Here is a 12,475-nt window from a genome sequence, read left to right as displayed (position 1 = left end):
GCGGAGGGCGCCGGGAGGAGGCCGCGGGCTCGCGCGCGGCGCCGCGCGCCACCGGGCGTCTATCGCGCGTCATGAATGGGGCGCCATGATCGGGCGGGCGGCTTCGTGGGCTGCCTCCCCACGACGCGTGCCCTGGAGAATTCAAGTCCTGATCGGTGGTCGCGCCGTCATATCAAGGTTCCACTCCTGGTCGACTTGGCATTTTACTGAACGCGGTAAGCAAGAACATTTGACAACAAAGATATCTGGTAGGAGAGCCCATGCAGAACGTGGTTATCGCAGGCTATGCCCGCTCGCCCTTCGCGCTCGCCAAGAAGGGCGAGCTCGCGCGTGTCCGTCCGGACGACATGGCCGCCCAGGTTGTGCGGGAATTGATTGCACGCACCAAGGTGAACCCCGAGGACATTGAGGATCTCATCGTCGGCTGCGCCTTCCCCGAGGCCGAACAGGGCTTCAACGTGGCGCGCCTCATCGGCATGATCGCCGACCTGCCCCAGTCGGTCGCCGGCGTGACGGTGAACCGCTTCTGCGGCTCCTCCATGCAGGCGATCCACATGGCGGCGGGACAGATCCAGCTGGGCGCCGGCGAGGTGTTCGTGTGCGCCGGGGTGGAGAGCATGAGCCGCGTGCCCATGACCGGTTTCAACCCGATGCCCAACCCGGCCCTGCACGAGAAGAACCCCGCCGCCTACATGGCCATGGGCGACACGGCTGAAAACGTCGCGCGCAAATGGCAGATCACCCGCGCCGACCAGGACGCCTTCGCCCTGAAGAGCCAGCAGAAGGCGGCGAAGGCCCAGGCCGAGGGTCGGCTGAAGGACGAGATCGTCTCCATCCGCATCAATGGCAAGAGCGTGGATGCGGACGGCTGCATCCGCACCGAGGCCAAGGCCGAGGATTTCGCCGGCCTCAAGCCCGCGTTCGACGAGAACGGCACCGTCACCGCCGGCACCTCCTCGCCGCTGACCGACGGCGCCTCCGCCGTGCTGGTGTGCACCGAAGCCTATGCCGAGAAGCACGGCCTCACCCCGCTCGCCCGCTTGCGCGGCGTCGCGGTGGCGGGCTGCGCGCCGGAAATCATGGGCATCGGCCCCGTCGCCGCCACCCGCAAGGCGCTCAAGCGCTCCAACATCCAGGTCGGCGATCTCGATGTGGTGGAGCTGAACGAAGCCTTCGCGTCCCAGGCGCTCGCCTGCATCAGCGATCTCGGGCTGCGGGACGACACGATCAATATCGATGGCGGCGCCATCGCCATCGGCCATCCGCTCGGCGCGACCGGCGCGCGGATCGTCGGCAAGGCCGCCTCTCTGCTCCAGCGCGAGGGGGGGCGCTATGCGCTGGCGACCCAGTGCATCGGCGGCGGACAGGGCATCGCCACCGTTCTCGAACGCATCTGAGCGGAGCGCGAAAGATGAACGAGATCAAGAAGGTCGCCGTCATCGGCGCGGGCGTCATGGGCGCCGGCATCGCCGCCCATGTGGCCAATGCGGGCATTCCGGTGCTGCTGCTGGATATCGTCCCGCAGGGCGCCGATAACCGCAATGCCATCGCCGAAGGCGCCATCGCGCGCCTGCTGAAGGCGGACCCCGCCGCCTTCATGTCCAAGGCCGCCGCCAAGCTGGTGACGCCGGGCAATATCGAGGACCATCTCGACCAGCTCGCCACCTGCGACTGGATCGTGGAAGCGGTGATCGAGCGGCTCGACATCAAGCAGGCGCTCTACGCGAAGATCGAGGCCGCGCGCGCCCCCGGCAGCGCGGTGTCCTCCAACACCTCCACCATCCCGCTGGCCGATCTCACCGCCGGCCTGCCGGACAGCTTCGCCCGCGATTTCCTCATCACCCATTTCTTCAATCCGCCGCGCTACATGCGGCTGCTGGAGATCGTCGCCGGCCCCAAGACCGATCCCGCCACCGTAGCCAAGGTCTCGGCCTTCGCCGACGTGAAGCTCGGCAAGACCGTGGTGACCTGCAAGGACACGCCCGGCTTCATCGCCAATCGCCTCGGCACCTTCTGGCTCAATCTCGCGGTCGGCGAAGCCATCGAGACCGGGCTGAAGGTGGAAGAAGCCGACGCCGTCATGGGCCGCCCGTTCGGCATTCCCAAGACCGGAATTTTCGGCCTGCTCGATCTCGTGGGGCTGGATCTGATGCCCCACGTCCAGGGCAGCCTGGAACGCGCGCTTCCCAAGAGCGATGCGTTCCATGCCACGCTGCGGGACATCCCCCTGGTCAAGACCATGATCGAGACCGGATACACGGGCCGCAAGGGCAAGGGCGGCTTCTATCGGCTGAACCGCGAGAACGGCGGCAAGCTGAAGGAAGCCATCGATTTGTCCACCGGCGCGTATCGCCCGCAGGAGAAGGCGGCACTGCCGGAGCTGGAGGACGGCGGCGGCAAGGACCTGCTCGCCCTTCTCTCCGCCCCCGGCGCGGCCGGGCGCTATGCCTGGGCGGTGATGGGGCGCACGCTCGCCTATGCCGCGCGCCTGGTGGGCGAGGCGGCGGACGACGTGGTCGCCATCGATGAGGCCATGCGCCTCGGCTATAATTGGAAATGGGGCCCGTTCGAGCTGATCGACAGGATCGACGCGGCAAACCTCATCGCCCGCCTTAAGGCGGATGGGGAAGAGATTCCCGCTTTGCTCGCCAGCGCCGAAACAAAACCCTTCTACCGGGTGGAAAACGGCAAGCGGCAATATCTCGGCCGCGACGGCGCCTATCACGACGTGGTGCGCCCGGGCGGCGTGCTGTTGCTCGCCGACATCAAGCTCAACAGCGAGTCCTTGATGAAGAACGGCTCGGCGGCGCTGTGGGACATCGGCGACGGCGTGGTGTGCCTGGAATTCACCAGCAAGGGCAATTCCCTGGACGAAGGCATCATCACCTTGCTCGGCAAGGCGACGCGTCTTGTGAAGGACAAGTACAAGGCGCTCGTGATCTATAATGAGGGCACGAACTTCTCCGTCGGCGCCAATCTCGGCCTTGCCTTGTTCGCCTGCAACATCGCCGCGTTCGGCGAGGTGGAGAAGCTCGTCGCGACCGGGCAGAAAGCCTATCAGGACCTCAAATACGCCCCCTTCCCCGTCGTCTCCGCGCCTGCGGGCATGGCGCTCGGCGGCGGCTGCGAGATCCTGCTGCATTCCGATGCGGTTCAGGCCCATGCGGAAAGCTATATCGGGCTTGTGGAATGCGGCGTCGGCCTGCTCCCGGGCTGGGGCGGATGTAAGGAAATGCTGACCCGCTGGCAGAACGCCAAGGGGATGCCCAAGGGTCCCATGCCGGCGACCTCCAAGGTGTTCGAACTGGTGAGCGTCGCCACCGTCTCCAAATCCGCCGCCGAGGCGAAGGAATATCTGTTCCTGCGCGACAGCGACGGCATCACCATGAACCGCGATCGCCTGCTGGCGGATGCCAAGGCCAAGGCCCTGGCGCTGGCGGAAAACTATGTGCCGCCGAAGCCCAAGGACCTCACCTTGCCCGGCCCGTCCGGCAAGACGGCCCTGGTGATGGCGGCGGAAGGCTTCCACCGGCGGGGCATCGCCACCAAGCACGACCTGGTGGTGGCCGGCGCGCTCGCCGAGGTGCTGTCCGGCGGCAAGGCGGACCATATCGAGCCGGTGACGGAAGCCCAAGTGCTGGAACTGGAGCGGGCGAACTTCATGCGCCTCATCAGGACCAATGCGACGCTCGCCCGCATCGAGCACACGCTGGAAACCGGCCGCCCGCTGCGGAATTAAGTGGCATCGCCTGAACAGTCCCCTCTCCCGCTTGCGGGGGAGGGCTAGGGAGGGGGAAGGGGCATTTCCGCCTGGGCAGGCATCGGCTCTGCGTCATCTGCCCCTCCCCGCCCCTCCCCCGCTTGCGGGAGAGGGAGTTAACCCAGGAACATGAGCCTCTCGGAGAGGCCGCAAAGGACAACGGGAGAGCGACCATGCAGACGTATCAGCCCCCGCTCCGCGACATGCGCTTCGTGCTGCACGAACTGCATGGCAGCGAAAGCCTGAAGGACATGAAGGGCCTCGAAGACGTCACGCCCGATCTCATCGACGCGGTGCTGGAAGAAGCCGGCAAGCTGGTGACCGAGGTGCTGGCGCCCATCAATATGGCGGCCGACCAGGAAGGCTGCACCTATGAGAACGGCGTGGTGCGCACGCCCAAGGGCTTCAAGCAGGCCTATGAGACCTATCGCGAGGGCGGCTGGAACGGCATCGCCTGCGATCCGGAATGGGGCGGCCAGGGCCTGCCGGCGAGCGTCACCAAGTTCATCGAGGAGATGATGTGCTCGGCGAACCTTGCCTTCGGCCTTTATCCCGGCCTCACCCACGGGGCCTATATCGCGCTGAAGAACCACGCCTCGCAGGAGCTGAAGGAACGCTATCTGCCGAAGATGGTGGAAGGGGTCTGGACCGGCACCATGTGCCTCACCGAGCCCCATTGCGGCACCGACCTCGGCCTGCTGCGCACCAAGGCGACCCCCCAGGGCGACGGCAGCTATGCCATCACCGGCAACAAGATCTTCATCTCGGCCGGCGAGCATGACCTGACCGAGAACATCATCCACCTGGTGCTGGCGCGCCTGCCGGACGCGCCCAAGGGCATCAAGGGCATCAGCCTGTTCCTGGTGCCGAAGTTCCTGCCCACCGAGGACGGCCGCCCGGGCATGCGCAACGGCGTGCAATGCACCGGCATCGAGCACAAGATGGGCATCCACGGCTCCGCGACGTGCCAGCTCTCGTTCGACGAGGCCACCGGCTGGCTGGTCGGCGAGCCGCACAAGGGCATGCGGGCCATGTTCTCCATGATGAATTCCGAGCGCCTGTCCGTCGGCACGCAAGGGCTCGGGGTGGGGGAAGCCGCCTATCAGGGCGCCGTGACCTATGCCAAGGAGCGCCTCCAGGGCCGCGCGCTGACCGGGGCGAAATATCCCGACAAGCCGGCGGACCCGATCATCGTGCATCCCGATGTGCGGCGCACGCTCATGACCATGCGCGCCTATAACGAGGGCTGCCGCGCGCTGTCCGGCTGGGTGGCGCGCAACCTCGACCTGATGGAGCGCTCCAACGACCCGGAAGAGCGCCAGCGGGCGGAGGATTTCACCGCTCTGATGACGCCGATCGTGAAGGCCATGTTCACCGATCTCGGCTTCACCAATGCCTCGCTCGGCGTGCAGGTCTATGGCGGCCACGGCTACATCCGCGACCATGGCATGGAGCAATATCTGCGCGATGCGCGGATCGCCATGATCTATGAGGGCACCAACGGCGTGCAGGCGCTGGATCTCGTGGGCCGCAAGCTCGGCGCCCATACCGGGCGCTATCTGCGCGCCTTCTTCCATCCGGTGCTGAACTATATCGACGCCAAGCTGGACGATCCGGACCTCGGGCCGCTGGTGGGCCCGCTCGGCAAGGCGTTCGGCGCGCTCCAGCTGGCCACCGCCCATATCGCCGAGAAGGGCCTGAAGGACCCGGACGAGGCGGGCGCCGCGGCCACCGAATATCTGCGGCTGTTCGGGCTGGTCGCGCTCGGCTACATGTGGGTACGCATGGCGGAAGTGGCGCTGCAAAAGCGCGGCGCGGCCAATGGCGAGGCCGCCTTCTACGAAGCCAAGATCGTCACCGCGCGCTTCTTCATCGATCGCCTGCTGCCCGAAGTGGCGGCCCTGTGGGGCTCCATCAAGGCCGGCAAGGCGTCCATGATGGCGCTGGACGACGCCGCCTTCTGAGCCTACCCCGGGGCGTGCCGAGGGCGCGCCCCTTCTCTGGACGCGCCGCCTGGGCGCGGCACCCGCATGCAGGACAGACCATGGCTGACCTTTCCTCCCTCATCGAACTCATGAACGACCGCGCCGGCGCCCTGAGCGAGCTCGGCTATCGCGTGCGGTTCGACCTGACCGACACCGACGAATCCATCCTGCTGGATGCCACCGGCCCGGCCGTTGAGGTGAGCGAGGGCACCGGCGAGGCGGATGCCGTGCTCAAGCTCTCCACCGATACGCTGGACAAGCTCATCACCGGCCGCATCGGTCCCATGCTGGCCTTCTCCACCGGCCGGCTGCGGGTCGAGGGCTCGCAGGGGGTGGCGCTGAAGCTCGCCGGCCTGCTGGACAGCTGAGGGCGCCGGAGGCGGCCCGGCCGCCTCCCCTGCCTCATGGAATCCGGGCATCGGTTAGCAATTGGAAGTATTCAAACCTGCGCTTTATCGGTCGCGAAGTTCCGCTCAAGTTCATTTAACTGTCACAGGCACGGCCGATTTTATTAAGACAGAGCGCGATCTTAACCATGAGCCGGCAATAAACTTTCCCACCAGCAAAGAGCCGCCCGGGTCTGGTAAAGCGCGACCGCGGTGGTAATGTGCCAGCCGCAGTGACGGATTCACGTCTGCCCTGGGAGAGATCGATGAAATCTGTGATTTTCGGCGCGCTGTTCGCGATGGTCGGCGCCATCGGGATGGCGAACGCCCAAGGCGCCAAGCCTGCCAATACCGAGGAAATGAAGCCGGCCAACTGGCTGTTCGTGCAGGTCGCCGATTCGGTCACGGTCGACGACAAGACGATCACGCTGAAGGGCATCGCCCCCCAGACCCTCATGTTCTCCGATCGTCCGGAGCGGATGACCGGCGATGCGCCGACCGCCAACTTCGTGAAGTTCTGGAACACCGGCAAGGACAGCTTCCAGAAGGATGCCCCGAACGCCACGCTCGCCGTGACCGTTGACGGCAAGCCCGTGACCGCCGTGGTCGAGCTCACCAATCCGGTGCTCAATGGCGACACGCTGGTCTATAACTACAAGCTGCTGAGCGACGAGAAGCCGGCTTCCGGCACCAATGCCAGCCTGTTCATCGACTGGTGGTATGGCTACGGCCCCTATTGGCACCCCGGCTATTGCTGGCGCGGCCCCTACGGCGGCCTGCACTGCCGCCCGGGCTGGTGAGCCCTCGCTTTTCTGATGCCTGAAACGAAGACCCCCGCCCGGCTCGGCCGCGGCGGGGGTTTTCTTTTGTGGTGCGGCGCGCGGCAGCCTTGCGGATGCCGCCACGCCGCGGCCGAAAATGGCTCAGGCGACTTCGAGGCCGACGTCCACATTGTTGCGGGTGGCGTTGGAATAGGGGCAGATCTGATGCGCCTTGGCCACCAGGGCCTCGGCCTGGGCGTGATCGATGCCGGGCAGCGAGATCTTCAGCGCCGCGGTGATGCCGAAGCCGCCTTCCGAGCGCGGGCCGATGCCGATGGTGGCGGTGACGGTGGCGTCGGCGGGGATATGCACCTTTTCCTGGGCGCCGACGACCTTCAGCGCGCCGAGGAAGCACGCGGAATAGCCGGCCGCGAACAATTGTTCGGGATTATTGCCTTCGCCGCCGGCGCCGCCGAGTTCCTTCGGGGTGGTCAGCTTCACGTCCAGCGTGCCGTCGGCCGTGGTGGAGCGGCCGTCGCGGCCCCCGGTGGCGGTGGCCTGGGTGGTGTATTTCACGTCGACAGTCATGGGATGTCTCCTTCGAAAATCCGTTTCAGACGCTGCGGCAACCGCTTCGTTCGCTGGGCACGAGCCCCGGCGGCGACCTCATGACGATTTATATATCTCACGATTAAATCGCACGCAATATATTTTTGCATGCGCTCCGCTACCGCCGCGCCACACGCTCCGCAGCAGCGCCGCGCGCGCCGGCGCGCCATTGCCTGCGGCGGGAAAGCTCCTTATCCAGAGAGGGTTGCAGCGAGCGGCGGCGCACCGCCCATGGAGAACGCGATGTCCGAGACCGCGCATATGGACGCCAGCCTGCCCCGCAAATCTCCCTCGAAAGCCGCCACGGTCTTCCGCGTCACCAGTGGCAACTTCCTGGAGATGTTCGACTTCTTCCTGTTCGGATTCTATGCCACGCACCTCGCCGCGGCATTCTTTCCGGTGCACGACGCGTTCGCCTCCCTGATGCTGACCTTCGGCACGTTCGGCGCGGGCTTCCTGATGCGTCCGCTGGGCGCCATCATTCTCGGCGCCTATGTGGACAAGATCGGCCGCCGCAAGGGCCTGATCCTGACCTTGGCGATCATGTCGTGCGGCACCATCCTGGTGGCCTTCGTCCCGGGCTATGCCACCATCGGGCTGCTGGCGCCCTTCCTCGTGCTGATCGGCCGGCTGCTCCAGGGCTTTTCCGCCGGCGTGGAACTGGGCGGGGTCTCGGTCTATCTCTCGGAAATGGCGACGCCCGGCCACAAGGGCTTCTACGTCAGCTTCCAGTCCGCGAGCCAGCAGGTGGCGATCATCGTCGCCGCCGCCCTCGGCTTCGCGCTGAACGAATGGATGAGCCCGCAGGCCGTCTCCGACTGGGGCTGGCGCATCCCCTTCTTCATCGGCTGCCTGATCGTGCCGTTCATCTTCGTCATCCGCACCTCGCTCCAGGAGACCGAGGAATTTCTCGCCCGCAAGCATCGCCCCGACGCCGGCGAGATCTTTCGCTCCATGCTCACGAACTGGCCGCTGGTGCTGGCGGGCATGATGCTGGTGGTGATGACGACCGTGTCCTTCTACCTGATCACGGTCTATACCCCCACCTTCGGCCGCGCCGTCCTGAAGCTGAGCGCCGCCGACAGCCTGATCGTCACCTTCTGCATCGGCGTGTCGAATTTCTTCTGGCTGCCGGTGATGGGCGCGCTGTCCGATCGGGTCGGGCGCTGGCCGCTGCTGGCGGGCTTTTCCCTGCTCGCCCTGGTCACCGGCTATCCCACGCTCGCCTGGCTGGTGAGCGACCCCACCTTCGGCCGCATGCTGCTGGTGGAGCTGTGGCTCTCGTTCCTGTACGCGAGCTATAACGGCGCCATGGTCGTCGCGCTCACCGAAGTCATGCCGGTGAACGTGCGGACCTCCGGCTTCTCGCTCGCCTACAGCCTCGCCACGGCTTTGTTCGGCGGCTTCACGCCCGCCGCCTGCACCTGGCTCATCGAGGCGACGGGCGACAAGGCCGCGCCGGGCCTGTGGCTGGGGTTCGCGGCCCTGTGCGGCCTGCTGGCCACCGCCGCGCTCTACATCCAGCGCAATGGCCGCAGCCTCGTCGGGACGATCTAGACCGGTCGTGTCTCAAGATCCGGCGCGAGGGCGACAAAGCACTGTCATGTGCGGACATGTCCCCGTGCATCCGCGCGGCACCGTCGGCACCGGCTTTTCAAGGCCCGTGCAGCCGTCCCGGCCGTGACGAACGGTGAAGGCACGACAAGCGCGCGCACCTGGCCTCGGGCCCTTCGCGGATACACCGCGCCCCCGAAGGTCGATCGGACCCAAGGGCGCGTTTTCGGGCCAACGGGTCGTCGGTTCGCCTGGCGATGCGGCAGGTGCAATGCGATGCCTCGTTGAATCACGCGGCATCGCGGTCCGCGCTATCCTCAGGTTCTCCCAGCGCCGGCAGATCCACCTGCTGGGCCAGTCCGCCGCTCGCGCGGTTGCTGAGCGCCAGCGCGCCGCCGTGGCGCAGGATGATCTCATGGGCGATGGCGAGGCCGAGCCCGGCCCCGGGTATCGTCACCTGCCGGGCCGGATCGGTGCGGAAGAACGGCTCGAACACCTGCGCCATGAGATGCTGGGGAATGCCCGGCCCGTCATCCTCGATCCGCAGGATGGCGCGCCCCTCCCGCGCCCACACGCGCACCCGCGCGCCGCGCCCGTGGGTGGCCGCATTCACCACCAGATTGCGAATCGCCCGCTTGAGCGAGAGCGGCTTGCCGCGCACGTTCACGCCATTAGCCTCCACCAGCTCGGCGGCGAGCCCGCTTTGCACGGTCTCGCGCACCACCGCCTTCACCAGCTCGTCCAGGGGCACCACCTCGTCCGGCAGGCCGCTGACTTCCTCGCGCACGAGACGGATCGCGCTGTCGGCGATGTGGTCCAGTTCCGCGAGGTCGGCGAACCAGCGCTCGCGCTCGTCCTCGTCCTCCAGGAATTCCGCCCGCAGGCGCAGGCGCGTCAGCGGGGTCCGCAGGTCGTGGGCCGCCGCCGCGACGATGCGCATGCGGCTTTCCATGGCCATTTTCAGGCGATTGGAGAGCGTGTTGATGGTGCGCGCGGCGGCCCGCACCTCGGTGGAGCCGGTCTCCTCCAGATGCGGCCATGCCCCGTCGGCCCCCACCTGGGAGACCGCCTGCTCGATGAGCGCCAGCGGCCGCATGAGCCGCTGCACGGCCACCGCCACCACACCCGTCACGCCGAGCGCGACCAATGCGAGCCACGCGAGCAGGCCGTAGGGAATGCTGGGAGGCGGCGGCATCATGTGCTGCTGGAGCGGGAATTTGAGCCAGCGTCCGTCGCTCAGGCGCACCGTGGCGATGAGGCCGCGCCCCTCCTCCTCCCCGTCCCGCCCGCCGGGCGGCGCCGCGCCCTGTGGCGCGCCCGAACCGCCATCCGCAGCGGGGCTCGGGCCGGGTTCCGGCATCGGTCCCGGGTTCGGGGCCAGAACCGTCACCGCGCGGGCGAGTCCCTGCCGCGCGAGGGCATCCGTGATCATGCGCGAGGCGGCCGGATCGACCATGCCGTCGGGCGTTTCCTCGCCGATCGCGCCGAAGCCGCCCGCCGGCAGCGCGCCGCTTTCGGCCATGCGCAGCACCAGAGCCAGCTGGCTCGCGCTGATGGACACGTCGCGCGGCGGACGCGGCCGGCCGATCACCAGCAGGGAGATCGCGGTCGCGAGCACCACCACGAGCAGGATTGCCGCCACCAAAAGCGCGGTGACCCGCGCGCGCAGGGATTTCACGGGGCGGTCTCGAGCATCTCCACCCGCGCCGCGAACTGATAGCCGCCGTTGCGCTGGGTCTTCAGGATCTGGAACGAGCCGGCATCGCCGAGCTTGCGCCGCAGCCGGCTCACCAGCACGTCGATGGACCGGTCGAACGGACCCGCCTCCCGGCCCTGGGTGATGTCCAGCAGCTGGTCGCGCGACAGGATGCGGCCGGGCCGTTCCAGGAAGGCGAGCAGCAGGTCGAATTCGGCGGCGGTGAAGGCCAGGTCCACGCCCTCGGCATCGAGCACCTGGCGCGCGGCGCGCTCCACGGTGAAGCCGCAGAAGCTGTATTTCTGCGCGAGGCCGGGATCGGGCGGCACGTCGTGCATGCGCCGCAGCACCGCGCGGATGCGGGCCACCAGCTCGCGCGCGTTGAACGGCTTGCCGAGATAATCGTCCGCCCCGACCTCAAGGCCGATGATGCGGTCCACCTCCTCCTTGAGCGCGGTCAGGAGGATGATCGGCACCCGCGAGCGCGAACGCAGCGACCGGCACAGGTCCAGGCCCGAGGCATCGGGCAGCATGAGATCCAGCACGACGAAATCGATGCGGTTTGTGGTGAGCTTTTCTTCCATCTCCCGGCCGGTCGCGGCCAGGGACACGCGAAACCCCTGGCTCGCGAGATAGCGGCCGAGCAGTTTTCTGATTTCATGGTCGTCATCGACCACGAGAATGTGCGGAGCCGCTTCCACCCGAATGTTTCCCGTTGCAGTCCCCGATGCTCTAGCGCAGCCGGCGAAAGGATCGGCCCGTGGATTGCAATTTTCCGTTGCCATCATGCGCCCAGCAACGGCCGCTCACAAATCCCCGAAATCTGGAAACATACGGAAACCAACCGCCACAGCGGGGCAATTGCCGGGGCGCACCGTCCGGTCATCGAAAACGACCTGAGGACGACGCATATGTTGAAACGGGCCATTCTCGCCCCCTCGGTGGTGCTGGCGCTCGGCATCGGCGTGGCCGGCTTCGCGGCCGGCGGCCTTGCCTTCGCCGATGGCGCCAGCGTTGCGGCGAAGAGCACGGACCGCCTTTCAGCCAGCGAGGGAACGACCCGGTTCGCCATGGGCCCGCGGGCGGTTCAACTGGCCGACGCCACCCCGCCCGGCCCGCGCGACCGGCAGCCGGACGGCGCCGGGCGCGCCGCGCCGCGCGACGGCACCCCGCCGCATGTCCCCGGATCCGGCCCGTTCGCGGGTCCCGCGCCCCTCGGCGGACAGGTGATGGCCGCCGGCGCGCTCGCGGCGATGGAGACCTTCATCGGCATCCGCGCCGACCAACTCGATGCGTGGCGCGCCTATACCAATGCCGTGCTGGCGCTGCTCCAGCCGCCCCGGGAGGAGCCGAAGCCGGAAGCCTTCGCGCGGGCCGAGGCGATCGCCGGCCGGATGGCCGAACAGGGCGTGAAGGCCCAGGCGGTTCTGGACGCGCTTACGGCGCTGAAGACCAAGCTCACCGACGACCAGTTGCGCCGCGCCGCAGATCTTTCGGCGGCCCTGCCCCCCGGCCCGCCGCGCGGTCCGCTCGCCTTCGCCTTCGGCGCGCCGCTCGCCCCGCCGATGGCGGGGCACCGGCCGCCGGAGGAACGCACAGGCGGGCGTGATCCGCACACCAGTGGGGAACATCCCGTCCCGGACGAGGACGCGGCGGCCCGGCGCCCCCATCCCGCGCCCTGAGCCCACGCACACCACGGGCGGGGGCCCATCCCGGAGCGGACG

Annotated in this window: 10 protein-coding genes; 7 read left to right on the top strand and 3 right to left on the bottom strand. The window is 67.6% G+C overall.

The window, feature by feature from the left end; genetic code table 11:
• The first annotated feature begins 260 nt into the window (after nt 1-260).
• From V5F84_RS12260 to V5F84_RS12240, 5 genes are all read left to right on the top strand, one after another.
• Nucleotides 261-1,397: a thiolase family protein gene (locus V5F84_RS12260; protein ID WP_394045757.1), complete on the top strand. Its 1,137-nt coding sequence runs from the start codon at nt 261-263 to the stop codon at nt 1,395-1,397.
• Nucleotides 1,398-1,411: 14 nt separating this feature from the next.
• Complete coding sequence (locus V5F84_RS12255) at nt 1,412-3,739, top strand: 3-hydroxyacyl-CoA dehydrogenase/enoyl-CoA hydratase family protein (protein ID WP_394045759.1); 2,328 nt, start codon at nt 1,412-1,414, stop codon at nt 3,737-3,739.
• A gap of 194 nt (nt 3,740-3,933) precedes the next feature.
• A complete protein-coding gene (locus V5F84_RS12250; RefSeq protein ID WP_394045761.1) occupies nt 3,934-5,724 on the top strand; it encodes an acyl-CoA dehydrogenase C-terminal domain-containing protein in 1,791 nt (596 codons plus the stop codon).
• Between the two features lie 80 nt (nt 5,725-5,804).
• The gene (locus V5F84_RS12245; protein WP_394045763.1) at nt 5,805-6,113 is read left to right on the top strand and encodes an SCP2 sterol-binding domain-containing protein; all 309 of its coding nucleotides are present in this window, start codon (nt 5,805-5,807) and stop codon (nt 6,111-6,113) included.
• 284 nt (nt 6,114-6,397) lie between these two features.
• The gene (locus tag V5F84_RS12240; protein WP_394045765.1) at nt 6,398-6,931 is read left to right on the top strand and encodes a hypothetical protein; all 534 of its coding nucleotides are present in this window, start codon (nt 6,398-6,400) and stop codon (nt 6,929-6,931) included.
• A 123-nt stretch (nt 6,932-7,054) separates the two neighbouring features.
• On the opposite strand, the gene V5F84_RS12235 is transcribed toward V5F84_RS12240, so the two are convergent.
• Complete coding sequence (locus V5F84_RS12235; protein ID WP_394045767.1) at nt 7,055-7,480, bottom strand: organic hydroperoxide resistance protein; 426 nt, start codon at nt 7,478-7,480, stop codon at nt 7,055-7,057.
• Between the two features lie 264 nt (nt 7,481-7,744).
• Here V5F84_RS12235 and V5F84_RS12230 point away from each other — a divergent pair, with 264 nt between their 5' ends.
• Nucleotides 7,745-9,058, top strand: a complete 1,314-nt coding sequence (locus tag V5F84_RS12230; protein ID WP_394045769.1) for an MFS transporter — start codon at nt 7,745-7,747, stop codon at nt 9,056-9,058.
• A gap of 286 nt (nt 9,059-9,344) precedes the next feature.
• Here the strand turns inward: V5F84_RS12230 and V5F84_RS12225 are convergent, their stop codons facing one another.
• Together V5F84_RS12225 and V5F84_RS12220 are read right to left on the bottom strand one after the other, a co-directional pair.
• On the bottom strand, nt 9,345-10,733 hold the full coding sequence (locus V5F84_RS12225) for an ATP-binding protein (RefSeq protein WP_394045771.1): 1,389 nt from the start codon (nt 10,731-10,733) through the stop codon (nt 9,345-9,347).
• Nucleotides 10,730-11,452 (bottom strand): response regulator, encoded by a 723-nt coding sequence (locus tag V5F84_RS12220; protein WP_394045773.1) that lies wholly within the window; start codon nt 11,450-11,452, stop codon nt 10,730-10,732. The genes V5F84_RS12225 and V5F84_RS12220 overlap by 4 nt, the downstream gene beginning before the upstream one ends.
• Nucleotides 11,453-11,662: 210 nt before the next feature.
• Between V5F84_RS12220 and V5F84_RS12215 the strand changes: the two genes are divergently transcribed.
• Nucleotides 11,663-12,433 carry a hypothetical protein gene (locus V5F84_RS12215; RefSeq protein ID WP_394045775.1) on the top strand — a complete coding sequence of 257 codons (771 nt, stop codon included), beginning with the start codon at nt 11,663-11,665 and terminating at the stop codon, nt 12,431-12,433.
• Nucleotides 12,434-12,475 lie beyond the last annotated feature (42 nt).

Origin of the sequence: Roseixanthobacter liquoris (genome assembly GCF_043195135.2) — a bacterium.
Taxonomy (GTDB): domain Bacteria; phylum Pseudomonadota; class Alphaproteobacteria; order Rhizobiales; family Xanthobacteraceae; genus NCEH01.
The sequence above is the reverse complement of the archived record's forward strand: the minus strand, read 5'-3'. Positions and strand labels throughout refer to the sequence as shown.

Bases quoted from the DNA above. Each gene is read 5' to 3' on its own strand.
- V5F84_RS12260 (WP_394045757.1), top strand. From the start codon at position 261: ATGCAGAACGTGGTTATCGCAGGCTATGCCCGCTCGCCCTTCGCGCTC.
- V5F84_RS12255 (WP_394045759.1), top strand. From the start codon at position 1,412: ATGAACGAGATCAAGAAGGTCGCCGTCATCGGCGCGGGCGTCATGGGC.
- V5F84_RS12250 (WP_394045761.1), top strand. From the start codon at position 3,934: ATGCAGACGTATCAGCCCCCGCTCCGCGACATGCGCTTCGTGCTGCAC.
- V5F84_RS12245 (WP_394045763.1), top strand. From the start codon at position 5,805: ATGGCTGACCTTTCCTCCCTCATCGAACTCATGAACGACCGCGCCGGC.
- V5F84_RS12240 (WP_394045765.1), top strand. From the start codon at position 6,398: ATGAAATCTGTGATTTTCGGCGCGCTGTTCGCGATGGTCGGCGCCATC.
- V5F84_RS12235 (WP_394045767.1), bottom strand. From the start codon at position 7,480: ATGACTGTCGACGTGAAATACACCACCCAGGCCACCGCCACCGGGGGC.
- V5F84_RS12230 (WP_394045769.1), top strand. From the start codon at position 7,745: ATGTCCGAGACCGCGCATATGGACGCCAGCCTGCCCCGCAAATCTCCC.
- V5F84_RS12215 (WP_394045775.1), top strand. From the start codon at position 11,663: ATGTTGAAACGGGCCATTCTCGCCCCCTCGGTGGTGCTGGCGCTCGGC.